Source organism: Alkalibacter mobilis (genome assembly GCF_015594845.1).
Lineage (GTDB): Bacteria > Bacillota > Clostridia > Eubacteriales > Alkalibacteraceae > Alkalibacter > Alkalibacter mobilis.
On the sequence record NZ_JADNRK010000004.1, the window covers coordinates 154,488 to 178,449 of the forward strand.

The window sequence follows — 23,962 nt, forward strand, 5'->3', positions numbered from 1 at the left end:
GAACCGGTATATTTCTTCATTGCAATAAATACAATCATCCGGCACTAAATCACATATCACAATTTACAGCATGTAAATCAAAGTGGAATAAAATGCACAGGCATCTACAATTTTTTCCGTCTCACAGTTTTCATTGCGACAATGAGCCAACTTGTACACTCCAGGTCCAAATCCTATTGACGGGATCCCCATATTTACAGGAGTTACAGCGTTGGTGCTAAAGTCCCAATAGTCGAATTCAGGCTTTTTATCAAATGTCTTCTCATAAGCCTTTGTACATGCCTGTAACAGTTCCGTATCAAAACCGATTTCCCAAGCCAAGTGGAAGGGTTGGTACTCAATATCCCTACCTGTCCAACTTTTTCTATTGATCGTGCCTATTTCCCATGATGCATCCTTACCTTCTACTATCCTGTCCATCTCATCTTTTATCGTTTCTTCGGTTTCTCCAACGATCATTCTCCTGTCCAAATACACTTCACATTCCGAAGGTACGGCATTAAGCGAGACACTTGTAGATGATATTCTTGACATCACCAGAGTTCTTTTGGGACCGTCCATTTTCATCAAGTCATTATTTGTCCTTTCGACTCGTTGAATTATTTCGGACATTTCATAAATTGCATTTCTGCCCTTCTCCGGTGCTGATCCATGAGCCGATACGCCGTGGGTTTTTATTGAGATCTGAGCCTTGCCTTTGTGCCCTGTCACGATTTTGTTGTCCGACGGTTCGCATGTAACAAAAAATTCCGGTTTAAGATCCACTTCTTTAAACAGATGCTTGAGATTTTCTCCGTCGCAATCTTCCTCAAATACCGTACAGGAAACATATACACTTTTCTCAGTGTCCAGTCCCATTTTTTTTGCAATCACACCTGCGTATATTGAAGCTGCCGCACCGGACTTCATATCGACCGAGCCTCTGCCGTAAAGTCTGCCATTGACTATTTCTCCGCCAAAAGGTGGCAAATCCCATTCATTTTCATCCAAGACTTCTACTGTGTCAATATGCGAATCAAACATTATTTTTTTATCTCCGTATCCGATCCTTCCTACTACATTGCCCATTGTGTCGATGATCACTTCATCGTAACCCAATTCAGTCATCTTTTTTGAAATGAACCTTACTATCTTCTCTTCGCCTCCCGAATAACTTTTAATTTTCACCAATTCCCGGGCAAGTTCTATTATCTCATCTTTGTAATCATTTAGAACTTCTTTGATTTTTATCGTCATTTCCGTCCCTCCGCTTTCATTCTTATATTGACGGATACTTGCCGTCCCACAAAATTTCCCGGTAGCTTTCAGGGTCGGTATCCCCCTCGGTGCTGATCAGCAAGATGTTAGACTCCTCGTTCAAGCTAAGTTTTTCTTTGATATCTTTTAACTTTTCGTCTTCGAGCAATAAACTTACGATTCCCATTCCTACCGCTCCTGATTCACCTGAAATCACTTTAACATCATCATTTAAAGGGTTTGCAAGCATTCTCATTCCTCTCGCTGCTACAAAATCCGGACAAGAGATGCACATATCAGCGTGATCTCTAATTATTTCCCAGGAAATGGTGTTGGGTATTCCACAAGCCAAACCTGCCATGATGGTCGGCATAAATCCGGTCACCGAACGAGGTTGCCCGTCGCCAGCTTTCACGGACTCAAATATACATGCTGCTTCGTTTGGCTCTAATATTGTCACCTTGGGTTTGTCATCCCCAAATACATCTACCAGATACCCCAATATACTGCCGGGAAAAGAACCTACCCCTGCCTGTAAAAATACGTGAGTGGGCATATGGGATTTGTCCTCATTCAACTGCTCTATGATCTCATCGATTATTGTTGCGTACCCTTGCATTATCCACCTTGGAATTTCCTCATATCCATCCCAGGCACTATCCTGCATCAAGACTCCATTGTGATCTTCTGCGTACTTAGCCGCCAATTTAACCGTATCATCATAATTGAGATCCGTTATGGTTGCTTCTGCACCTTCGTTCCTAATATTGTTCAATCTGCTCACTGAAGATCCTTTGGGCATGAAAACTACAGATTTTTGTCCCAGTTGTCTTGCAGCCCAAGCTACACCTCTTCCATGATTTCCGTCTGTAGCAGTCACAAAAATCAATTCACCCTTCTTCATAATCTCATCCGACTTCAACTTTTCAAAAGACAAATGAGAGATATCGGTATTCAATCGTTTTGCCAGGTATTTTCCCATGGCGTATGATCCTCCCAACACTTTAAAGGCATTAAGTCCAAATCTGCGGGATTCATCTTTGACCCATATATTTGCAACACCCAGCCTTTTTGCAAGTGCTTTTAAGTTCACAAGGGGCGTAGGTTCATATTCCTTAAAACTTTTGTGGAAATTTCTTACTTCTTGGATCGTTTTTTTTATTCAAAAACTCTACCGAAGTTTTCTTGTCTTTATTTAATCTTGAAAACTCATTTGTTACAGATTTGATAGCACTTACATCTCTCATCACATGACCTCCAAAAAACAAAAGAAACAAAGGGGACGGTTCTTTTTGTTTGTTTTTTATTTCTGATTGTTTAAATTTCTTTTCAACTCTAAATAACGCTCCGTTCCCAGGATGCTTTTTTCTCCTTTTTTACAGAAATCAAACTTTGCCAATTTGCTGTTTGTTCTCTCGACAACGATTTTACCATCCACCATTTTTGACTCCAACATTTGTAAGGCTTCCAAAAATCTTTCATCTCTCTTTGCACGATCGTAAAAAGACAATACATACACATAGTAAAACAAATTGTAGGTCAAAAATGGATATTCTACTTGCATAAATAAAGTTCCCATCCCATAATGACATGGACCTATGGGTTTTCGTATTTCCCAGTGGTCCAACAAAAACTCAACCGCTCTGTCTAAGGCAACATTTTTATTAATATGATCTGTAAATCGGAAGGCATTCAATGCTGTTAAAGTGGGGCCCGGATTAGAAAATTCAGTTTCTGGTCCCCTGCCGTAACTAAACTTTTTACATCTCCATCCGCCATCAATGAATTGAATTTCAAGGAGGTGTTTAAACGTCTTTTCAAGTCTCGAGTCTGTCGAATATCCTAAATTGGATAAAACATTTGCTGCGTTTATAGTATGACATGGATATATCGCCCCACTTGGGGATAGCTTGAATCTACCGTCTTCGCGCTGACAACCAAAAATCAAGTCGGCCACTTTCTTAAGCAGATTATCAGCCGGATCCATTCCCAACTCCAATAGCAAAAGAACGCTGGACAAAGTTGAGAATGGACCGCCTTTACCGAGGCGTTTGTCCGGTGTTGTCCAATAATCAGCCCCATTATCGTAGCGTTTTGCAAGTATCGCATCGATATCCGGTTTATATTCCCTAGATTCATTCACATTTCTCAACCTCCTCAGAAGCAAAAGGAAACAAAAGGGACGGTTCTTTTTGTTTGCATAAATACAAATTCTTGACAATCAACCTTCTTTATAGATTCGATTGTTCATCAACTCTATATTTAACTATTTCTTTAATTAAATCCAGCGGCAATGGCTTATTCAAAGGAAATTGAACTGTACCTTTGGATGTCTTATAACCAATTAGCTTCTCTTTGAAGGCTGCTATGCCTTCGGGTTGTGGATAAAAACCTATGTGCTTCTTGAATCCCGCAAAATGAACCAACCATTTTCCATTAAGGTCGTAAGTCGGTATTTTCATGCAAATTCGCTCTGTTGCATATGGAGCTGTTTCAAGTATTACATTTCTAATTTCAGTCAACCGTTTCTGCACTTCATCCGGGAAATTACTAATATATTCATCTACCTCATTCATCTAACATGCTCCTATCAAATACTAAATCAAACAAAAAGAACCGTCCCCGGTGTTTGTCGGTTTTAGAACATCATTTCTCCCGGCTTGTATCCTTCCGGCAATTCCTCTTCATACAAAAATTTAAAATTCTCATCATTTAAAATCGGCAAAAAGACTCCATATGGGATCTTGGCGAATTCACAGGCATAATTGCTACCCCCGAAGGGCATTCCGCTTTTGCTTCCCAAGTTTAATCCTCTGGCAAACTTTGTATCGTTTGAACAATCATGTACGACTACATCCCAGCTTTCTAAAACTGCAATTTTCATTAATTTCAAAGTCAATTCTCTGCTCCAAATCGGCGAAATATAACCGTGTCTGGAAATATACATGTTTTCACCATCGTAATTATGAATGTTATTCGCATTCAAATGCAATTCAGCACAATTGATGAAATCAAGGCCCGTTTTCAAAATCTCTTGTTTTTTCTCTAAAAACATTTGATAAAATTCCGGCGTCATGGGAGTTTCAATTCCTACGTTTTTAATATATTCTTTTGCAATCCCAATGTTTTCTATAACTTTATTCGAACCATTCGTCGCTCCCAAATTGAACCGGATCTCATCCAATCCGGCAGCTCCCAAGGCTTTCAAGTTTTCAGGTGTGGCAAGTGTTCCATTTGTATAAAGATGTTGGTGTATTCCAGCATCTTGGAATTTCCGTATAACCGGGTAATATTTTTCGATTTCCATAAATGGTTCCAAGTAAACGTATGATATCCCTGTGGGCTTTTCCTGAATGGAAAGCAGCAAATCGATGTCTTTCTCATAAAATTTAGTTACCCCAATTTCCCACATGCCTTCTCCCACAGGCGGCTGATCGTCAAGTTCCCCATAATTATAACAAAATTTACACACAATATTGCACTTGTTCGTCTTACGGACAGCACTCAATCCGGTTCCAAGCAGACATGACTGGCATCCTGGTGGAAACTTTCTCTCATCACCAACAAACAACGTTCTACTTTCCAATGTTCTCAAGTCGCTTATTTCTGACATCAACACAGCATTTCTATGATTTACAACCGCTTCTATTTGTGCGAATGTTGCATAGGCAATTTCTTGTTGCCTGATCATCAATTCTTCATCTTCCGGTAATACGGAAAAAAATTCAAACCAGGTCAATGCGTCTCTTTTGGAAATTTTCATTTTTGCTTCTCCTACTTTCGAATATTTTTTTGAATTTCCTTATCCCAGCTTATCCCCTTTTTCCACTGGCCGTTCCGGCTGTATCAAGACCACTCCTTGTTTGGAGTATATGCCAAGCACCAGTACTTCCGATAGAAAATTTGCAATTTGCCTAGGCGGAAAGTTCACGATGCAAAGCACCTGCATCCCGACAAGTTCGTCCGGCCGGTAACAATTCGTAATTTGTGCGCTGGATTTCTTGGTTCCTATTGTTTCCCCCAGATCGATATATAATTTGTACGCCGGCTTCTTTGCATTTTCAAAGACTTCTGCCTGCATGATTTCTCCAACCCTTATATCCAATTCTAAAAAACTTTCTAATGTCGCCATAATGCTTCCCCCCGGGTCCTACTTATTGGGATCATAATTCCACCCATGATCTCCTGAATAGATCATCTGTTTTGTCATGCCGCCGTCTATGCAGATGTTTTCGCCTGTTATGAAACCAGCTTTTTCCGAACATAAAAATAGTACCATATTTGCTATATCCAATGGATTTCCTACTCTTTGCACCGGATGTTGAAGAGAATCTGCACCACTGTACTTATGATAATCCGTATCGATCCACCCGGGAGATATGGAATTTACCCGCACTTTGCCTGCCAGTGAAACAGCCATGGCATGAGTCAAAGATGAAATACCCCCCTTTGCTGCAGTATAACTTTCCGTATTAGGTTGACTCATTCTATCCCTCGTTGATGATATGTTGATTATAGATGAATTTAAAGAAAAATATTCAAGGAATAATTTGGCCAAATAAAATGGAGCGGTCACTCCAACTTGAAGTGCATAATTAAATTCTTCATAAGTGCAATCATCAAGACCTTTCATCAACGGTAGAGCATTGTTTATCACATAATCTACGTGACCATAATCACTTATGACCTTATCTGCAAATTTATCGAGTGCATCTTTTTTAGCTATGTCTCCAGTGAAGTAACTATTTGTTTGCTTGTCAATAATGCAAACAGTAGCTCCGTTCTTCTTGAACTCTTCAGCAATAACTTTTCCAATCCCACCTGCACCTCCGGTAACTACTGCCACTTTGTTTTTAAACATGAGATCAACTTCCTTTCAGCAATGATTTAATAATTGCGGAAAATCAATGAATTCTTTATTCTGGACCTAATGATTTATGATCCCTCGACAATTGTCCGCAAGCACAAATTTTTGGATCATTTACTTGCCATTATAAATAATGACAAGGTAATGCCTGCCAAAAGCGCTATGTAAGAGTGCTCTTTCTCGTTAGTTTTAACTTCGGGCAATAAATGGGAAGCCGAAATATAAATCAACACTCCCACAACAAAGCCCAATGCAAGTCCTAAAATACGACTGCTAAAATTACTGACAAATGGATAAACAATAAATGCTCCGATCGGAGTTGTTAACCCTGCAACCAAAAATGCATAAACGAAAGCTCTTTTATCCTTAACTCCGCCTTTTACCAACACAGAAAAAGTTATTGCGCCTTCTGCAAACTCATGCACAATCAATCCAATTCCCGACACAATACCTGTAAATATGCTTACACTAAAAGTTACTGAATAAACGATTCCGTCTATCAAAGAGTGAATGCCTATCCCTTCGATCGCCGTTATACCGAAAGCTAATTCTTCTTGTTTTGTTTTGTGGCGTATAAATCTGTTACTAAAAAACATAAATATAAAACCTGCCAGAGCAGCAAATCCAGCATTATTATTTTTTGCAATTGCCTCCGGAAATGCTATTATCAATGGAGAAGAAATCAATACCCCTGCCGCAAAGCACATGAAGTATTCTTTGTTTTGTTCGACCCAATTTTTGTTTTTGTAAACCACCCAGATGCCAATTGTATTTATTATCATTGAACTTAATGCAAAAATAGCGACCCATAAAAAAATGTTTTGCTCTGCCATTACTGGCACCTCACTTTCAAAAACCAACCGAACGTCAGTGAAAATTCCTTTTGTTGATGCTGTGAACCCTACTAATGGTTGTTCCTAACAGTTCCGAAATTCTGCGATAAGTTATATCCTCTTTAAGCAGAGTCGTAATCAATTCATCTTTATTATGCAACTGGCCTAAATTCTCTATTGCTTTTTCATCTAAATATTTTTCAATTAAATCATTTGCATTTTTTTCTTTGTCTTTCCTTGATTCTTCAATTACCTCCAAATAAGAATTTTTGTCTTTTTTCTCATGAAATATTTTAAATTCCTTATTGGATGTAAATCTATTCAAGATATCCTCTTTTGTATTTCTGTTAATCAGGGTCATGTTATCACTCATGTACTCATGCATGCTGCTCCACAAGTAATCTTCAGGCCTTTTGACCACTTGGGCCTTAACGGGATTATTATGTACATATCTTATTGCTCCAAACAAATATTTTTCATCCAAAATATTTTCACTTCTGAATCTTCCTTGAAACAGTGGACCTATACGATCATGTGTTTGATTGTAATACATGGCGTATGATATGTTGATTCCCTTCATCAAACTTACTAGTTCATCTTTTTCAGTGTCCACGATCATGTGGAGATGATTATCCATGATACAATAGGCAATTATCCTGCTCTCCAATTCCTTGTCTTTGGCATCGATAAATTGTAGAATCTTTTCTTTTTCTCGATCTGTTTTAAATATCTTCTCTTTGTTGATACCTCTAGTCATGATATGGTAATAACCTGTCTTGCTTTCGATTCTGGCTTTTCTTGGCACTACATCACCCCATAAAGTTTTTATATTACTGCTTAAGCAAACAAAAAGAACCGTCCCTTTTGTTTGCCTGATTTAGAAAGTCAATGAAGCCCAACCTTCCTTCAACATATCTGTAAGCGGCTCTCCCATAGGAATCACTTCTATACCCAGGCTTTCCAGTACCGGAGCTACTCCGTACATATTGGCACAGGTAACACACGCACAAATCTCAACACCAAAATCTTTCATAATTTCGATATGCCCTTGAAGCTCTTCATCTACAGCAAGCAGTTTTGCAGCTGGACCCCAGATTATCAGCTTAACCCTTTCCCACCAATCTTTTTTTTTCGAATTTCTTACATACATGAACACCATGCTCAAAGCTACTTCCTTGTCAGCACTCGACCATACCACCAAAAGGTTTTCTCTTGTTTGATTTTCATTATTCATTTTCAATTCCTCCATTTAAATCATACTGTTAACTTTTTCAATTGCTTTGAAATTTTTTATAAAGCATTCTTTAAAATCAGTTAAAAGTCCTTGTCCTTTTTCGAAAGCCTTTCATGTCCCCAACCATAAATCACTTCCAACGCGGGCACAAGTTTGATGCAGTTGTCTGTTAATGAATATTCTACTTTTGGCGGATTTTGACTGAATTCTACTCTATGTACAAGCCCGTTTTCTTCCAAATTACGCAGTGATCTGGTAAGCATAATATTTGTAATTCCGCTCAAACTTCTTTTTAATTCATTATATCGCATAGTTTTATTTTTATATAATTTCCATATTATTGGTAATCTCCATTTTCCTCCAATTATATCCATTGCATGTACCATTACACAATTATTCTTATTAATCAGATCCGATTCTCTCTTTTTTGTCATAAAATCCTCCTTCATTCGCACAGATCATTGACATGATAAATTTTGAACTTCCGATATCAGAGTTGGGGCAACATTCTCATCAGTATTAGCAGGCACAAAAATGTGCGTGCTTGCATAATTACTTATTATTATTTATATTAAGTATAATATTTAATATCTCTAAATAAAAGTAAAACTCAAATTACAATACGAAAGGAATTTTGAAATGAAAAAAAATCAGATCCATACGGAAAACGCACCAAAAGCTGTAGGACCTTATTCCCAAGCTATTGAGTACAACGGCATCATATATGTTTCTGGCATAATTGCAATTGATCCCCTCTCTGGAACTCTTACTGGCAATGTTACAGAACAAACAGAAAGGATTCTCACCAGTTTGAAAGAAATACTCATTTCGGCTGGCAGTTCAATGGATAAAGTAATTAAAGCCACTATATTCCTTAAAGATGTGAAAGATTTTGAAAAGGTTAATGCAATTTATGCCAATCATTTTAAGGAACCATATCCAGCACGCATTTGTGTAGAAGTTGCAAAAATACCATTAGGAGCTTTGGTCGAAATCGATGCTATTGCTCATAAATAATTAAGGGAGGAAGAGCTTTGCTGAAATATTATGTAGTCGATGCTTTTGCGGACAATATTTTCGAAGGAAATCCAGCCGGTGTATGTGTTATGGATAAATGGATACCTACAGAAAAAATGGAAAAAATAGCAATAGAGAATAATCTCTCAGAGACAGCTTTTACCGTAAAGGAAGGAGAGTCTTACGGATTGAGATGGTTTACCCCCGGTGGTGAGATAGATCTCTGCGGTCATGCGACACTGGCAACTGCTTATGTCTTGTTCAGGTTTGTCGAAACAAACGCCCATGAGCTCCACTTTGATACTAAAAAAGCAAATCATCATCTAATCGTCACGAAAAAAGATGATTTATATGAAATGGATTTTCCCACTATCACACCTGAAAAGCATCACCTGACCGACCTTATGGTCGATGCATTAGGTGCGGTTCCAATAGAAGTTCTTAAAACTGAAAGAGATTTGATATTTGTATATGATTCAGAGGATACAGTGAAGAATTTAACACCAGACTTTTCTAAAATAAAGCAATTTCCAGAAGGATTATCTGCATACGTTACAGCCAAAAGTGAAGAATTTGATTTTGTTGCCAGAGCCTTTTGGCCAAAACTCAATATCGATGAAGATCCTGTTTGTGGTACGATGTATTGTTCACTAATTCCTTATTGGAGATCAAAAAATGGACTTGACAGAATGGTTGCAAGGCAGGTATCAAAGCGTGGTGGCACTGTTTACTGTGAGTTTTGCGGAGAAAGAGTAAAATTAAGCGGCCGAGCATCGCTATATCTCGTTGGAGATATTTGTTTTGATGAAAAATAGCAGTAACCCTCCGGTCAACCGATGGTTTGAATCGGGGGGTATTTGCAGCTATATTTATCATTAAACATTAGAATATTAATTATTAGTTGATCATATCTGTACAAACAAAAGGAAATGTCCATTTTGTTTTACAGCGTTCCAACTTTAAAATAGTAAACTAAAACCACAAAAATTCCGGGCAAAATGAACAAAAACCATTTCCATATCATTTTGCTCCTATAGGTATATATCTCATCTTTTTCTTTCTTATCGGTACCAATAAATTCCCATCCGCTAGAATTCTGACTGGCCTTGCCGGCCACAATCCCAATACCGATAACTATGAAATTTCCAGATACAATAAAATGCCAATTTTGCATAACAAAAGCAACGATCAATATTATAATTTGCGCTATCAAACCAAACAACAATGCTTTTCTCACTATCATCTACCCCTTCCCTTATTTTCTACTTATATCAAAATACAACTGGTGGTGATATTGACAAACATTTTAGTTGTCCCGAAGTAACGTTGACCAATAAGGTATTGTAGCTTTCTCATTTAGTGTACCACATTATCACTGATTTTTGGCATTCTAAATAATTCAACTCTATTATCTTGATGCAATAAATTACGTGCAAATCCATAAAGCATGATTTTTTGAGTAGTGATTTTTTCTGTGCAAACAAAAAGAACCGTCCCTTTTGTTTGTGTTTGCGGTCCTTTTGTTTACTTTAAAGTTTTATTGAGTGTTGCTCAAGATCCCAAATCTCAGTTGCTACATCTTGGTAGAATTCCGGTTCGTGGGATATCAGCAATATCCCGCCTTTATACTCCTTTAAGGCCCTTTTCAATTCTTCTTTTGCGTCCACATCCAAATGATTGGTAGGTTCATCCAGAAATAAAATGTTTGTCTCTCTATTCAATATCTTGCACAGCCTTACTTTTGCTTGCTCCCCGCCACTTAGAACCATCATCTTTGATTCAATATGATTTGTTGTCAATCCGCATTTAGCCAGTGCAGCCCTTGCTTCAAATTGCGTCCAACCGGGAAATTCTTGCCAAATCTCTTCTATACACGTTCTTTGATTTTTCTCCTTGATCTCCTGCTCAAAGTATCCGATTTGCAATGTGTCTCCCAACTCGACTTCACCCTTGTAAGGATTTATCTGCCCTAATATGGATTTAACAAAGGTAGTCTTACCGATTCCATTTGCTCCCACTATGGCGATTCTTTGACCTCTTTCCATCCTGAGATTCAATGGTTTCGATAGTGGTGATTCATATCCAATGATCAAATCCCTGGTTTCAAACAGAAGCTTTCCTGCAGTTCTTCCTTCTTTGAAATTAAATACCGGTTTCGGTTTTTCCCTTGCCAACTCTATGATATCCATCTTGTCAAGCTTCTTCTGTCTGGACATGGCCATATTTCTAGTTGCGACCCTGGCCTTATTTCTGGCAACAAAATCCTCCAGTTCTGCTATCTCTTGCTGTTGCCTTTTATAAGCTGCCTCCAGTTGCAATTTCTTAGCTTCGTAAACCCTTTCAAAATCGCTATAATTCCCTACATAACGTGTTACTTCTTTATCTTCTACATGATATATGAGATTTACCACACTGTCCAAGAAAGGGATATCATGAGATATTAGCAAAAAAGCATTCTCATATTCCTGCAGGTATCTTTTAAGCCAAACGATATGTTGTTCATCCAAATAGTTGGTAGGCTCATCAAGCAGCAGAATATCAGGCTTTTCCAAAAGCAACTTTGCCAAAAGGATTTTTGTTCTCTGTCCGCCGCTCAAGTCATCAACATCCCTGTCCAATCCTAATTCTTCCAGTCCCAATCCCCTGGCTGTTTCAGCTACTTTTGAATCCACTATATAAAAGTCGTTGTGATCCAATATATCCTGTATGGTCCCGACATCTTCCAACATGTCAGCCAATTCTTCCTCCGACACCTCGCCCATCTTCATATACAAATCTTGCATTTCCTGTTCCAGATCGAACAAATATTTAAAAGCACCCCTTAGGGTATCTCTAATGCTCATTCCTTTTTCAAGAACTGCATTCTGATCCAAGTATCCTACTCTAACTCTTTTTGACCACTCTATCTGACCTTCGTCTGGCTCCAACTTGCCCGTTATTATGTTCATAAATGAAGATTTGCCTTCTCCGTTTGCGCCTATCAATCCAACGTGCTCTCCCTTTAAAAGTCTGAAAGACACATCTTTTAAAATTTCTCTTCCACCATAGCCATGATTCAGGTTTTTTACTGTTAATATACTCATTCATTCACCTCTGATAAATTTCCATTCCTTTATGCTTGATGCACTATTTTGCCTGTATATCTTACCTGTTCCAGAGTCAATTATCAATAGCTTTTAAAAGAAATCTCCTCTTGCATTCTGAAAAATCATCCCAAAACATAATATACCGTCATCGAAACAACTTAACATCATTCCGACGACGGTATATTTAGAGTTCACTCAGCAATTACAAATCGGTTTTGAAAAACTTCCACTTTCCCAATACAACCATAAGCAACGGGTGAATCTTCAAGCCTGTTCATCAATTCTGGTGCATCTTTTGGTGCAATGCTGATCAAAAGACCTCCAGAAGTTTGTGGGTCGTAGAGAATGTCCTGAAGATACATAGGCACTCCTTCGGACATAAATATTTTCTCCTTGAAAAAATCTCTATTTTTGTAGGCTCCTGCTGGAACTAAACCCAATTGAGCATATTCCTCCGCTTCTCTGATGTATGGAATCTCCCTACTGTTCAAACGTATGGTCACATTACTTGCCTCCGCCATTTCGACGGCATGACCGATCAAACCAAATCCGGTGATGTCGGTAATGCTATGGACCCCTTCCAAATCTTCCATTGCTTCTTTCCCTATGCGATTAAGCAAGGTCATGGAAAAAACCGCATTTTCCACAGCGGACGGGCTGGCCATTTCCCCCTTGATAGCCGTGTTGATAATCCCTACGCCCAATGGTTTCGTCAAAATCAACAAGTCTCCGGGTTTTGCCTGACTGTTTGTCATGATTTTCAAAGGGTGGACCAACCCTGCTACACTTAGTCCATATTTAGGTTCATCATCCGATACGCTATGTCCCCCCGCTAGAACTGCTCCTGCTTCTATGACCTTGTCTTGTCCGCCTCTTAGAATTTCCGATAAAATCGCCGGATCAAGGCAATCGGGGAAACAAACGATATTCAATGCCAATATGGGATCACCACCCATGGCATATACATCACTTAACGAATTGGCAGCGGCTATTTGTCCAAAAGTATAAGGATCATCGACAACGGGAGTGAAAAAATCCAATGTTTGGATCAATGCCGTTTCATCGTTGATATAATATACCGCTGCATCGTCCGATGTTTCGATGCCTACCATCAGTTTATCATGTTGTGGTTTCTTTAATTGGCACAACACTTGTGCCAAGATCTCTGGCGAGATTTTCGCTGCTCAGCCAGATGTTTTTGTCATTTGTGTCAATCTTGTTTTCATCGAAATTCTCCTCGCTTTCACTGATCGATCAATTCTTCCAACGCTCTGGGTATGTATTTGATAATTTGATGGATCTGAGATGCTGGCGTCGGTCTCGCATAGGCTCCAGCAATGCGGTTTGTTTTTGCTGCCACAATGCAGGCGCTCAACAGGTCCATGCCAGAAGCAATCAATCCCGAAACGATCCCCGTCAAGGTATCACCAGTTCCGCCAATTGGTTCCAAGTTTTCTTCAGAAGGTTCCTCTACCACCGACAGGATCCCCTTTTGGTTTGCGATGTGATCCTTTTCTCCTTTAACAAGAAGATTGACTGCTGCATTACCGTGTTCATAGGCTCTTCGAATCAAGTCCGGAACCAGATTCTCTTCGTGGAGGATGAATCCTCTGGTATAAAATGGATGAGGCGCCTTTTCATCTGCCAGATAAGCCAGTTCCCCTGCATCTGGAGTAAACAGGTCAAAAGATGGTGCCAACCCTGCCATTTTTGCTACATACATAAAACCTGCGTCTGCAATCAAAGTTGGTCTCTTCTTAATTTTGTCTATGGACTTCATCATATCACGAAAGCGATGGACATCCGGCTGGAAATAATGGAAAGAAATCGTATTAAAAGATGTTTGATCGAGTGTATCGATCAGATGACGATACAATTTTTCGCAGCCTTTCCCATCTCCTACATCCCCAACAAGATAGCAGTAAGGCGCAGATTGGTTCATATACTTCAGTGTCTCCACAGCTGCAGCAATCATGGAGGGTGTCCCCCGATTGATTTCTACTTGTCTTCCTTTGATTAGCAAATGATCCCCTTTTGATTCTACTCTGCCACAAGTCATAGGAAAATCTTCTTTTGGTACGGTTCCAACAATCCCTAACATAACGTCACTACCCGATCCAATGCCAGCTGCAGTGCATAGGCGCACAAAGTATGGCCTATATCCCTGGGTTCGGGCGCCTCATCCAATCGTTTTCCCACCAGTTCCCCTGCCAGATAAGGAACATCTGGACATCCGCCTCCAGACACATTGACGATCATCCTAGTTTCTGTATCCACCGTGATCTTCATATTGGCTGCACGAATCATCAAATACTTCCCATACCGTTTTTCGTGAAGAAGATCCACCGGTTCCAGTAGTTCGCTACTGACAGGAACTGTTTGCATGGGTACCGTGTTGCTGTCTTTTAATAAACGCAAAATAGCCAGCTCTTGAATCAGGGGAAATTCAATGACCAGATCACATCCTGTTCGGATATAGGACGGTGGACCCATAACCTTGATTTCCATTCCTTGCTTTTTTAAAAGACTTTCAGCTCGAATCACTTGCGTAGTATTTTCAAAAACTAACATACCCCGACCGCATTCATTATTCTTTGTATTTTCTCTTCTTTTTTGAAATTTTTTTAGCATTTCTTATTCCTTCCTTATCAGAATACGGTATTGATCATCTTCAAATACGACATCGTCCACTTTCCACCCTTGGGCTTGTGCTGCTCTGCTTATATTTTCTTTAGATGTTTCTGTATCCACGATTATCGTCAATTCATTTTCCTGTGTCTTTTTTATGGCGTTCAATGTCCGAATAACTGGCTGTGGACAAGAAAGTCCTGAAGCATCGATAATTTCTTTCACTGAGATCCCTCCTACATTTTTTCTTTCATAGTATAACCAATCGCCAAGCAAGCCGACAACCCTATGAATAGGGCAATTATCCCGGAAGTCGTTGCTCCTGCACCGGAACTGGCCAAACCGAAATTATGGGCAAAAGCAGCGCCTACCAACATTCCTATCACAAAAATCGCCGCATCACCATCCCCTTCTCCCGATAAAAACAGTTGACGCCCCGGGCATCCTCCCGCCAAGGTGAATGCCAACCCAGCCAATACCATCCCTCCAAAGTTCCAAACATGCATTGTGTGGGCAACTGGTTGTTCGGCAAAACCTGGGTTAAACTGTCCCAATGCCAAGTTGGCAATAAAAGCAGCAATTCCCAGACTTAACAAACCGACAAATAAGTGATTCTGTTTAAAAAGGATCAGATCACGAATGGCACCCATTGTGCAAAACCGACTCCGTTGTGCAAGAAATCCAATAATCAGTCCTACTACCAGAGAGATATATATTGGTGCACTCATGGACCCAGGGCCTTCCAAACTATAAAACAACATCCCACTGACATTTTCTCCTGCCACAAAAGGATTGAAAATCAACAAAGCCAATAACACGAGCATGATTATGGGCATGATCCATCCTGCTGAAATATATGTTTTATGACTGGATCCAAGGCTGTATCCAGCTTTCAGAAATCTTGTCCCAATGAAAATGCCTGTCGCCAATCCCAGAATTCCCAAAATAGCATTCAAATCACCACCAGACAATCGAAGCACTGCTCTCCACGGACATCCGAGAAAAATCAATGCACCAATCATTGCAAAGAAGCCCAATATAAAGCGGACGATGGGAGCTGAACCAAGTCTGGGTCTGAATTCTTTGAACGCATGAGCTGCTATAAAAGATCCTGAAACAAAACCGATGATCTCCGGACGAAGATACTGTACCACCGAAGCTCGATGCAACCCCAAAGCTCCTGCCATATCACGGACAAAACAAGCAACACAGATGCCCATATTTGCCGGATTTCCCAAAAATTGAAGCAGAGAAGCGAGGATTCCAATTGCCAAACCAACTCCCACTATCCCCCGTCTTGTTGCAAATACATTCTTCATTATTTAATCTCCACCTTTTCCTCTATTTTGTAATATAATAATCGTTAAGGGAATATACTTGATAACAATTATACACTTGTAAATAATTCAATAAAAATCAAATATTGTTATATCAGCAGCATCGATTATTCGTTTTATTAATACAGATAAGAACTATGCTGGAAGAGGGGAGAAAAATGGATTTTAAATATTTATCATGTTTTGTGATGGTAGCCCAACAAGGAAGCTTTTCAAAAGCTGCCGACCTTTTGTGCTTGTCCCAACCGGCAGTATCATCCAATATACATAAGTTGGAAGCGGAGTTGGAAATCATTTTGTTCAATCGAACAAACAAGGGCATAAAAATGACTCCCGGAGGAATTCTTTTTTATCGCTATGCAATGGAGATCCTAAATATGTGTGAACGGACAGAACAAGCTATAAAAGAACATAAGAACAGCATTGCAGGTTTTCTTGATCTATACTCCAGCACCATACCAGGGCAATATCTCTTGCCCCGTATTCTAAAACAATTCGCAAAACGATACCCCGATGTTCAATTCTCAATTCGACACAAGGATTCCAGGGAAGTGGTAGACCATGTGCTGTCTGGAAATATAAATATTGGTTTCGTAGGAGCAAAGTATGATTGCTCTCTATTGGAGTATATAGACTTCTATCATGATCGATTGGTGATGATAGCTTCTCCAGAAAAAAAATTTTGTCAGCCGAAATTGGATTTTAACTCGCTGAAAGGAGAAGCTTTTATACTTCGGGAAGAAGGCTCCGGAACCAGATTGCTTGTGGAAAATGCTTTGAAGAAAAAAGGATTGGATTGGAGCATATTCAAAAACAAAACTATCAGCGACAGCATGGAAACCATTGTAAAAATGGTGGAATTGAACATGGGCCTTAGTTTTATTTCAGAAGTGGCAGTAGACCGCCATGTAAAAATGGGACTTCTGCAAAAATATGACATATCGGACTTGGATCTCACTCGCTGTTTCAGCCTTGTATACTGCAAAAATAGATGTCTATCTCCAACTGAAGAGCGCTTTAAGGAATTTGTTTCCACATGGAATAATAACCATATTTAGTTTAAATGCTGAATGGACCTTATCCTTCAGCATGCAAGGATCAACTAAATAACTATGGGAATTTTTCTAATGTCGCAAAGTGGCTTTAAGCCGTTCTGGATATATGAACAACTCCAGAGCATCTACAATATCTGTTACCACTAAATCTGAATTTTGAAGAGTTCTATTGGAACATCCCTCCCCGCCCACAATGCAGATAGCGATTTTCGCAGTTTTAAGCATCCCTTCGTCATTGTAGCCATTGCCAATAGCTACAGTTCTTTCTGCTCCTAATTCATCTACGAAACGTCGTTTCTGATCGGTTTCGCCTCCAATTTTTTCCAATTTCTCAATCTTCACAGGCAAACTATACAATTCTTTGGCGACCGTTCCAAAAGTATCTGCTGTCAATACGTGGATAGTCAATTTTTCAGACAGCGCCAAGATACATTTTTTTGTTCTCTGTATCAAAAAACCGTCTTTTGCTATTGTTCCGTTATAATCCAAAACAAGATGATCCAGGTTGATTTCTCCAAATCCTGGTATGAAAATATTCAACATGGGAAGATCCTCCTTTACCCAAAACCGAGACCAAATTAGAAATTATGATTCAAAAACCCCGGGTTTGTGATATGCTCCTCCATCCGGGGCTACTTCTAGATCAAGTCAAGTTGTTTTGGGTTTTTAAAGTATAAAAATCCCTTGAAAGTGCTGCATTTACAATATTTTCAAGGGCCTTTGCATTCTTCCTATCAACAGATATACCGCCTCTGCAGTGTTCTGAATCTGGGAAAACAAAAAGAACCGTCCCTTTTGTTTTATGAGCTGATCTTTTTCAACATTTCAGGCATTAATATTTTTGTTCCAACTTATTCAAAAACTTGTCGATCTCGCTTTCTTCCATATGGAAACCATGCTTGTCTTCCGGGTACGCCCCTGTACGCACATCGTTGCCCCAAGCTCGATAAATATCTGAAGCCCATTTCAAAAACAATCCATAAGTTTTGGCATGGGTAGCAGGGTTTGCCATCAATCCAAAGAGATCCGCATCCACCATCTCGCTTCCATCGCATGCTCCACCAGCAGCAATGCTTATTACTGGAACACGTAATTTTTTAGCTATGGCATTACTGACTTCGATAGGTGTCAACTCGATGGACATCGCTTTCATCCCAGACTCCTGGTATTCGTAAGCCATTCTAAATATCTTCATGGCATCATCAGCAGTTTTTCCCAAACGCTTGTAACCACCATGTGTACCTAAAGTCTGCCATCCGGAAATGGCACCTACGTGCCCATACACAATGATATGATTATTGGCGACAAACTCCAGTGTCTCATTGTTTATACCCATGGGCAGTATGGAATCCGCTCCAGCCATATGAAATTTCGAAAAGTTTGCCAATGCGGCCTCTTTTGATGCAAAAGCAATTGTATCGGTTACATAGTTAATATGTATATATGGTGCAACCCTTCGGTGTTCACCTATCCATTCCATTGACCGTTTCAGGCTTTCATCAGGGCCTATCCAACTTCCGGATGGCGGTAAACGACAAATATCTACACCGGCCATCTCAGCAGCCATCGTAAACATTGGTCCCAGCATGCTTGGACAATGTTGCACAATGTGAATTCCATCATCTTTAAGTTTTTGCAGGTAATGAATCGTTTTTCGCCCTTTTTTTGCCAGTGACATCTTGGGAATCGGACTGTACATCCTGTTCATTTCTTCACTGTTCATTTTTTTCTTTCCTTTCATAATTTGTTGGCTAAACGCCGACATCTTGATTTCGATTGTTATCTTTTACGCACAAAGACCAGCTCACTTTAACACTTTTATACCCTACCTGTTTTAAATTGAAACTGTTCTTGACAGCTTATCGTATTCATTTTTGCTTGAAATATCATCCGATTCAATGTATGAATTTGTCTTGATCTAGAATTTTATACCCTCGCATTAAAGCAAAAAAGAGCACTTACAATAAGCGTGCTCTTTGGAATTATTCTATCATTTTTTACCGCAACATAGTCAATATATCTAATAAAACTAAAACCCACAATGCAATGCCTAAATCAAATTGATTTATATACAAACACAATAGTAAAGGTTTGCATGCCATCAAACAAAAAGAACCGTCCCTTTTGTTTGAAAGAACCGTCCTTTTTGTTTCGTTCGATCTCTTAAAAAAAACCTCTTGTTATCGTCATCCCACAACAAGAGGTTTTTAAATTGGATTATTTTTGGGTCATATACTCGAGCATGGCCTTCGCAGCAGTTTTTCCTGCACCCATAGCCAGTATTACAGTGGCTGCACCGGAAACCGAATCGCCGCCGGCGTATACTCCTTCAATAGAGGTTGCGCCGGTCTCTTCGTCTACTATTATACCGCCCCAGCTTTGCGTCTTTAGATCCGGAGTAGCCTCACGCATGAGAGGATTCGGGCTTTGACCGATAGCCACAACCACTGCATCAACGTCGATATCAAATTCTGAGCCTTCCACCGGTACTGGTCTGCATCGACCGGAAGCGTCCGGTTCACCTAGCTCCATGCGAATAACCCGAATGCCGGTCACACCCCCTTCCTCCGAACCCAGGATTTCTACCGGATTCATGAGAAGGTTGAATTCAATGCCTTCTTCTTTTGCATGCTCGATCTCTTCGTTGCGTGCAGGCATTTCCGCTTCGCTTCTTCGGTATATGATATATACTTTCTCAGCACCTAGGCGCATGGCACACCTTGCAGCATCCATGGCTACGTTCCCCCCGCCTACGACCGCTACTGTCTTGTGTCGGATGACAGGTGTGTCAAACTCCGGATACTTGTATCCTTTCATGAGATTGATCCTTGTCAGATACTCGTTGGAGGAATAAACCCCGTTTAAGTTTTCGCCTGGAATATTCATAAAGCTTGGGAGCCCTGCTCCGGTACCAATAAAGATGGTCTCAAATCCCATCTCCTTCAGATCGTTAATATCAAGTATTTTGCCCATCACCATGTTAGTTTCTATTTTTACTCCCATTTCTACCAGAGAGTCGATCTCTTTTTGAACCAGTGATTTTGGCAGCCGGAATTCGGGAATGCCGTATTTTAAAACCCCACCTGGAGTATGGAATGCTTCAAATATGGTCACATCTACGCCCTCTTTGGCAAGGTCGGTGGCGCAGGTGAGACCGGCTGGTCCGGAACCGATGATGGCTGCTTTTTTACCCAACGTGCATTTGCATGTAATCGGCTCTACGCCTGCTGCAATGGCATAGTCAGCACAGTAACGCTCCAATCTGCCGATGGCTACCGGTTCGTCCTTGATGCCTCTAACGCAAAGCTTCTCGCATTGTTCTTCCTGTGGACACACCCTTCCACAGATTGCCGGAAGTCCGTTGGTTTCCCGAATCTTTTCGTAAGCTTCAATGTGCTTTCCTTGCGCAATTAGGCTAATAAAATCTGGAATCTGCACCATGACCGGGCAGCCTTTTACACACGGCTGGTGCTTGCACTGAAGACACCTGTTAGCTTCAGTGATAGCCATCTCTTCCGTGTATCCCTGTGCGACTTCTTCAAAATTTCTCGCACGGACTTTTGGTTCTTGTTCAGGCATTTTTGTCTTTTCTTTTTGCATGTTTGGCATTATTCTACTCCTTTGAAAAGATTGCAGGCTTCACCTTCCTGCACTTTATACATACTCTGTCTTCGCATTGCTTGGTCAAAATCTACTTCATGTCCGTCAAAATCAGGACCGTCTACACAGGCAAATTTCGTCTCGCCTGCAACTGTAACGCGGCATCCACCACACATTCCTGTTCCATCGATCATGATGGAGTTCATGCTGACGATGGTTTTTATGCCGTACTGCTTTGTAAGTTGGGATACAAACTTCATCATAATGAGGGGACCTATGGCAATTACAAGATCAAATTTCTCCCCCGATTCAATTTCATTTTTGAGCGCGTCCGTAACAAAGCCCTTGTTCCCGTTTGATCCGTCATCGGTGGTGATAATGACTTTGTCGGAAACTTCATGCAGCTCTTTTTCAAGCAAGATCAAATCTTTATTTCTAAATCCTGCGATGCTTGTTACTTCAACGCCTAGCCTGTGGAGTTCTTTCGCTTGCGGATAAGCAATTGCCGTTCCGAGGCCACCACCAATGATTGCCGCTTTCTTTATACCCTCAGGAAAATAGGATGCTTTGCCGAGCGGACCGACGAAATCCTGCAGACTGTCTCCTTCTTCAAGCGTGCCAAGGTGCATAGTCGTCTTGCCCACTTCCTGGAAGATGATGGTGATGGTGCCTTTCTCTGCATCGTAGTCGGATATGGTCAACGGAATGCGCTCGCCATTTTCATGGATACGCAATATGATGAACTGTCCTGCTTTTGCCTTCTTAGCAATAAGCGGAGCCTCAATTTCCATAAGCTTTACTTGTTCACTTAATGTTTTCTTTCGTAGTATTTTGTACATGATTTACCCCTTACTTTATGATATTTTAAGCTCTTTAAATAAAATCAAACAATTAATAATCATGAGCTTTTTAATGGTTCAACAAAACTCATTTATCTAAACCTTGTAGTCATACGATAAATTATATACTTAACCAAGCAAACAATCAATTGTTTAAAACATTAAAAAATAACATTGATTTCAAATTACGATGATAATTTTTTAACCAATCTAATCATAGCGTGCTCGCCTCCTTTTTCAGCCATTATTTCTTCAAGAGCTACCCACCGTCAACACCGACTACGACGTGCTGCTTGTACCGAGGCTGATTAAAACGGTCACCCTCTTTGTGGCCAAATTCACTATGTAGTTTAAGTCGGGTGGAGGGTGTACTTGTATGAATGACGGTAAAAAACAAGCAAGGCACTCTACGCAATTTGACGTAGGGTGCCTTGCTCGTTTTTTATGATATTTAGTTCGTAAGCGGTCAATAATCGCATGTAAACAATAAAACAAGCGGCCGGTTCATCAGAAGGCCGCCATCATGTCATCTATTATTTTTTTACGGCACAAGCCGCTTGTATTGAACTATTCCAAGGAAGCAAATCGTCCAGCGATTCTAGATTCTTCTGAATATCCATTGAAGGAATTTCAGTCAAGAGATGCTCTAAATATTTGTAAGGATTTAAGCCATTGGCTTTTGCCGTTTCGACAATGCTATAGACAGTAGCACTTGCATCCGCCCCGGCCGGACTTGAGGAAAATAACCAGTTCTTTCGTCCTACAGTAAATGGCCGTATGCTATTTTCTGCCAGGTTATTTGAGATTGCGCAGTTGCCGTCTTCCAGAAAAGTCATCAACCACTTTTTATGGTTGTTTGCATATTGTAGAGCCTTGCCGATCCTAGATTTAGCAAGTGCTTTAGGCAGCGTCTCATCAACCCACGTCCAAAAGGCCTCCAGAACTGGTAATTCCAGTTCAAGACGCTTGTCTTTTCGGTCTTTGGCACTGAGCTCTTTGAGTTTGCTTTCAATCTCGAAAAGCTTATTGCAGTAAGCAATTCCGATTTTAGGAAAGGTAGATTCCGGGGTTTTGCTGTCCTTGGGCAAGGCGTCCATAAAATATCGTCGCACATGGCTCCAACAAGTGCACCGAGTGATCCCCTGGACTTTGCCATATCCAGAATATCCATCAGTGTGCAGATAACCGGTATATCCACTCAGGAAGTTTGCCGCATGGTTTCCGCTTCTACCGGCATGATATCGGAAGATCCGAACCGGAGACTGACTGGTTTCACCGGTAGCAAATACCCACATATAAGACTTGGTTTGAGCTTGGCGCCCCTCTTCCTTTAGCACTTGAAGAGTTGTCTCATCGGCATGCAGATAATTTTGCTCCAAGAGCTTTTCTCGAAGCCGATCCACCATGGGCGCAAGCCAATCCCCGGATGTTTTAATAATCCAGTTAGCCAGTGTGCTGCGTTTCAGCTCCAATCCAAGGTTTTGCCAGTCCTTTTCCTGTCGGTATAAGGGCACGTGATTTACATATTTTTGATACATGGTCCAAGCCACGCTTGAAGCAGATGCCATGGAATGCTGCAACACCGGAGCAGGTCCATGGACCGTCCTGATGTGTGGACGTCCTTGTTTGCGGCAGGTTCTACACTCTCGGCTTTCATGGTAAAGGTGCACCAACTTCATGGTTGCCGGATGATATTCGATTTCTGTGCGTACATATTTTCTGCCCATATAGTGAAGGTGGTCTCCATCAATCTCGCAGGTTCGATCTTCTTCCCTCAAGGAATAAAAGCGATCTTCTTCGACGACACCAGCCATGGCCTTTTCCCGGGAATATCCTTTACGAGATTTCTTCTTGGTTATCAAGGTTTCTACCTCGTCTGGGATTGCGGACACTTCAGCTTCATCGAACTGTCCAAAGACTACTTCATCCAAAACAATCTGTCCGGAGATCACATCAGTTTTTTCGCTTTTACGACCAAAGAGTTTTTTTGTCAGATAATCGATCTGCTCTCTTAACAGCTTGGATTCCTCATTCATCTGATCTAGGCTCTTTTGAAGGGCGGCAATGGTTTCACTTTGTTGTTTTATGATATCCAAAAACGCAGATTCATTTGTTGTTGTAGTCATGACCAGGCTCCCTTCATTTACGATTAACAGCTACAAATATTATACCATGTTTGTAGGGATTTTTCTACAAAATTAACCCGTGAAAGCCTTGATAATTCTAGCTT

25 protein-coding genes and 1 pseudogene are annotated in these 23,962 nt (G+C 40.4%); 3 read left to right on the top strand and 23 right to left on the bottom strand.

The features are described from left to right. Positions 1–63 precede the first annotated feature (63 nt). From IWB18_RS03895 to IWB18_RS03945, 11 genes and pseudogenes are all read right to left on the bottom strand, one after another. Complete coding sequence (locus IWB18_RS03895) at positions 64–1,236, bottom strand: YgeY family selenium metabolism-linked hydrolase (RefSeq protein WP_195682289.1); 1,173 nt, start codon at positions 1,234–1,236, stop codon at positions 64–66. 22 nt (positions 1,237–1,258) lie between these two features. Further along, positions 1,259–2,483: pseudogene (gene dpaL, locus IWB18_RS03900) on the bottom strand (diaminopropionate ammonia-lyase). A 56-nt stretch (positions 2,484–2,539) separates the two neighbouring features. Continuing rightward, positions 2,540–3,379 (bottom strand): prenyltransferase/squalene oxidase repeat-containing protein, encoded by an 840-nt coding sequence (locus IWB18_RS03905; RefSeq protein WP_195682290.1) that lies wholly within the window; start codon positions 3,377–3,379, stop codon positions 2,540–2,542. 88 nt (positions 3,380–3,467) lie between these two features. Beyond that, positions 3,468–3,812, bottom strand: coding sequence for an iron chaperone (locus tag IWB18_RS03910; protein ID WP_195682291.1), 345 nt, complete (start codon positions 3,810–3,812; stop codon positions 3,468–3,470). A gap of 62 nt (positions 3,813–3,874) precedes the next feature. Continuing rightward, positions 3,875–4,999: a radical SAM protein gene (locus IWB18_RS03915; RefSeq protein ID WP_195682292.1), complete on the bottom strand. Its 1,125-nt coding sequence runs from the start codon at positions 4,997–4,999 to the stop codon at positions 3,875–3,877. Between the two features lie 39 nt (positions 5,000–5,038). Next, entirely contained in the window at positions 5,039–5,368 is a 330-nt protein-coding gene (locus tag IWB18_RS03920) for a tRNA-binding protein (RefSeq protein WP_195682293.1), read from the bottom strand. Positions 5,369–5,386: 18 nt separating this feature from the next. Continuing rightward, complete coding sequence (locus IWB18_RS03925) at positions 5,387–6,097, bottom strand: SDR family NAD(P)-dependent oxidoreductase (RefSeq protein WP_195682294.1); 711 nt, start codon at positions 6,095–6,097, stop codon at positions 5,387–5,389. A gap of 116 nt (positions 6,098–6,213) precedes the next feature. Then, positions 6,214–6,885, bottom strand: a complete 672-nt coding sequence (locus IWB18_RS03930; protein ID WP_207740738.1) for a ZIP family metal transporter — start codon at positions 6,883–6,885, stop codon at positions 6,214–6,216. Between the two features lie 85 nt (positions 6,886–6,970). Continuing rightward, positions 6,971–7,741, bottom strand: a complete 771-nt coding sequence (locus IWB18_RS03935) for a transposase (RefSeq protein WP_195682296.1) — start codon at positions 7,739–7,741, stop codon at positions 6,971–6,973. Positions 7,742–7,813: 72 nt separating this feature from the next. Further along, positions 7,814–8,170 (bottom strand): DsrE family protein, encoded by a 357-nt coding sequence (locus IWB18_RS03940; protein ID WP_195682297.1) that lies wholly within the window; start codon positions 8,168–8,170, stop codon positions 7,814–7,816. Positions 8,171–8,250: 80 nt separating this feature from the next. Next, positions 8,251–8,604: a winged helix-turn-helix transcriptional regulator gene (locus IWB18_RS03945; protein WP_225877752.1), complete on the bottom strand. Its 354-nt coding sequence runs from the start codon at positions 8,602–8,604 to the stop codon at positions 8,251–8,253. A gap of 205 nt (positions 8,605–8,809) precedes the next feature. Between IWB18_RS03945 and IWB18_RS03950 the strand changes: the two genes are divergently transcribed. After that, a complete protein-coding gene (locus IWB18_RS03950; protein ID WP_195682299.1) occupies positions 8,810–9,187 on the top strand; it encodes a Rid family detoxifying hydrolase in 378 nt (125 codons plus the stop codon). Positions 9,188–9,207: 20 nt separating this feature from the next. Further along, entirely contained in the window at positions 9,208–10,002 is a 795-nt protein-coding gene (locus tag IWB18_RS03955; RefSeq protein ID WP_195682322.1) for a PhzF family phenazine biosynthesis protein, read from the top strand. 128 nt (positions 10,003–10,130) lie between these two features. Here IWB18_RS03955 and IWB18_RS03960 read toward each other — a convergent pair whose 3' ends face one another. The 7 genes from IWB18_RS03960 to yedE form a co-directional block, all read right to left on the bottom strand. Further along, on the bottom strand, positions 10,131–10,430 hold the full coding sequence (locus IWB18_RS03960) for a hypothetical protein (protein WP_195682300.1): 300 nt from the start codon (positions 10,428–10,430) through the stop codon (positions 10,131–10,133). Positions 10,431–10,716: 286 nt separating this feature from the next. Further along, on the bottom strand, positions 10,717–12,270 hold the full coding sequence (locus IWB18_RS03965; protein ID WP_195682301.1) for an ABC-F family ATP-binding cassette domain-containing protein: 1,554 nt from the start codon (positions 12,268–12,270) through the stop codon (positions 10,717–10,719). 194 nt (positions 12,271–12,464) lie between these two features. Next, positions 12,465–13,499, bottom strand: a complete 1,035-nt coding sequence (selD, locus tag IWB18_RS03970; RefSeq protein ID WP_195682302.1) for a selenide, water dikinase SelD — start codon at positions 13,497–13,499, stop codon at positions 12,465–12,467. A gap of 17 nt (positions 13,500–13,516) precedes the next feature. Continuing rightward, positions 13,517–14,374: an NAD(P)H-hydrate dehydratase gene (locus IWB18_RS03975; protein ID WP_195682303.1), complete on the bottom strand. Its 858-nt coding sequence runs from the start codon at positions 14,372–14,374 to the stop codon at positions 13,517–13,519. Further along, complete coding sequence (locus tag IWB18_RS03980) at positions 14,368–14,904, bottom strand: DUF3343 domain-containing protein (protein ID WP_195682304.1); 537 nt, start codon at positions 14,902–14,904, stop codon at positions 14,368–14,370. Before IWB18_RS03980 ends, IWB18_RS03975 begins: the two co-directional genes overlap by 7 nt. Before the next feature lie 3 nt (positions 14,905–14,907). Continuing rightward, a complete protein-coding gene (locus IWB18_RS12560) occupies positions 14,908–15,126 on the bottom strand; it encodes a sulfurtransferase TusA family protein (RefSeq protein WP_195682305.1) in 219 nt (72 codons plus the stop codon). A gap of 11 nt (positions 15,127–15,137) precedes the next feature. After that, entirely contained in the window at positions 15,138–16,220 is a 1,083-nt protein-coding gene (yedE, locus tag IWB18_RS03990) for a YedE family putative selenium transporter (RefSeq protein ID WP_195682306.1), read from the bottom strand. Positions 16,221–16,396: 176 nt separating this feature from the next. On the opposite strand from yedE, the gene IWB18_RS03995 reads away from it, so the two are divergent. After that, a complete protein-coding gene (locus tag IWB18_RS03995; RefSeq protein ID WP_195682307.1) occupies positions 16,397–17,296 on the top strand; it encodes a selenium metabolism-associated LysR family transcriptional regulator in 900 nt (299 codons plus the stop codon). A gap of 66 nt (positions 17,297–17,362) precedes the next feature. Here IWB18_RS03995 and IWB18_RS04000 read toward each other — a convergent pair whose 3' ends face one another. The 5 genes from IWB18_RS04000 to tnpC all read right to left on the bottom strand — a co-directional run bounded on the left by IWB18_RS04000 (position 17,363) and on the right by tnpC (position 23,858). Next, complete coding sequence (locus IWB18_RS04000; protein WP_195682308.1) at positions 17,363–17,836, bottom strand: HAD family hydrolase; 474 nt, start codon at positions 17,834–17,836, stop codon at positions 17,363–17,365. A 289-nt stretch (positions 17,837–18,125) separates the two neighbouring features. Then, positions 18,126–19,034: a 3-methyl-2-oxobutanoate hydroxymethyltransferase gene (locus tag IWB18_RS04005; protein ID WP_195682309.1), complete on the bottom strand. Its 909-nt coding sequence runs from the start codon at positions 19,032–19,034 to the stop codon at positions 18,126–18,128. A 476-nt stretch (positions 19,035–19,510) separates the two neighbouring features. Further along, positions 19,511–20,902, bottom strand: coding sequence for an NADPH-dependent glutamate synthase (gene gltA / locus IWB18_RS04010; RefSeq protein ID WP_195682310.1), 1,392 nt, complete (start codon positions 20,900–20,902; stop codon positions 19,511–19,513). Beyond that, positions 20,902–21,732: a sulfide/dihydroorotate dehydrogenase-like FAD/NAD-binding protein gene (locus tag IWB18_RS04015; RefSeq protein WP_195682311.1), complete on the bottom strand. Its 831-nt coding sequence runs from the start codon at positions 21,730–21,732 to the stop codon at positions 20,902–20,904. The genes gltA and IWB18_RS04015 overlap by 1 nt, the downstream gene beginning before the upstream one ends. Positions 21,733–22,265: 533 nt before the next feature. Next, the gene (gene tnpC, locus IWB18_RS04020) at positions 22,266–23,858 is read right to left on the bottom strand and encodes an IS66 family transposase (RefSeq protein ID WP_195682312.1); all 1,593 of its coding nucleotides are present in this window, start codon (positions 23,856–23,858) and stop codon (positions 22,266–22,268) included. Positions 23,859–23,962 lie beyond the last annotated feature (104 nt).

Coding starts and splice junctions, on each gene's coding strand:
- IWB18_RS04005 (WP_195682309.1), bottom strand. CDS start 19,034: ATGAAAGGAAAGAAAAAAATGAACAGTGAAGAAATGAACAGGATGTAC.
- yedE (WP_195682306.1), bottom strand. CDS start 16,220: ATGAAGAATGTATTTGCAACAAGACGGGGGATAGTGGGAGTTGGTTTG.
- IWB18_RS03975 (WP_195682303.1), bottom strand. CDS start 14,374: ATGTTAGGGATTGTTGGAACCGTACCAAAAGAAGATTTTCCTATGACT.
- IWB18_RS03895 (WP_195682289.1), bottom strand. CDS start 1,236: ATGACGATAAAAATCAAAGAAGTTCTAAATGATTACAAAGATGAGATA.
- IWB18_RS03910 (WP_195682291.1), bottom strand. CDS start 3,812: ATGAATGAGGTAGATGAATATATTAGTAATTTCCCGGATGAAGTGCAG.
- IWB18_RS03920 (WP_195682293.1), bottom strand. CDS start 5,368: ATGGCGACATTAGAAAGTTTTTTAGAATTGGATATAAGGGTTGGAGAA.
- tnpC (WP_195682312.1), bottom strand. CDS start 23,858: ATGACTACAACAACAAATGAATCTGCGTTTTTGGATATCATAAAACAA.
- IWB18_RS03965 (WP_195682301.1), bottom strand. CDS start 12,270: ATGAGTATATTAACAGTAAAAAACCTGAATCATGGCTATGGTGGAAGA.
- IWB18_RS03945 (WP_225877752.1), bottom strand. CDS start 8,604: ATGACAAAAAAGAGAGAATCGGATCTGATTAATAAGAATAATTGTGTA.
- IWB18_RS03925 (WP_195682294.1), bottom strand. CDS start 6,097: ATGTTTAAAAACAAAGTGGCAGTAGTTACCGGAGGTGCAGGTGGGATT.
- IWB18_RS04000 (WP_195682308.1), bottom strand. CDS start 17,836: ATGTTGAATATTTTCATACCAGGATTTGGAGAAATCAACCTGGATCAT.
- IWB18_RS03950 (WP_195682299.1), top strand. CDS start 8,810: ATGAAAAAAAATCAGATCCATACGGAAAACGCACCAAAAGCTGTAGGA.
- IWB18_RS03915 (WP_195682292.1), bottom strand. CDS start 4,999: ATGAAAATTTCCAAAAGAGACGCATTGACCTGGTTTGAATTTTTTTCC.
- IWB18_RS03930 (WP_207740738.1), bottom strand. CDS start 6,885: ATGATAATAAATACAATTGGCATCTGGGTGGTTTACAAAAACAAAAAT.
- IWB18_RS04015 (WP_195682311.1), bottom strand. CDS start 21,732: ATGTACAAAATACTACGAAAGAAAACATTAAGTGAACAAGTAAAGCTT.
- IWB18_RS03995 (WP_195682307.1), top strand. CDS start 16,397: ATGGATTTTAAATATTTATCATGTTTTGTGATGGTAGCCCAACAAGGA.
- gltA (WP_195682310.1), bottom strand. CDS start 20,902: ATGCCAAACATGCAAAAAGAAAAGACAAAAATGCCTGAACAAGAACCA.
- IWB18_RS03980 (WP_195682304.1), bottom strand. CDS start 14,904: ATGCTAAAAAAATTTCAAAAAAGAAGAGAAAATACAAAGAATAATGAA.
- IWB18_RS03960 (WP_195682300.1), bottom strand. CDS start 10,430: ATGATAGTGAGAAAAGCATTGTTGTTTGGTTTGATAGCGCAAATTATA.
- IWB18_RS03940 (WP_195682297.1), bottom strand. CDS start 8,170: ATGAATAATGAAAATCAAACAAGAGAAAACCTTTTGGTGGTATGGTCG.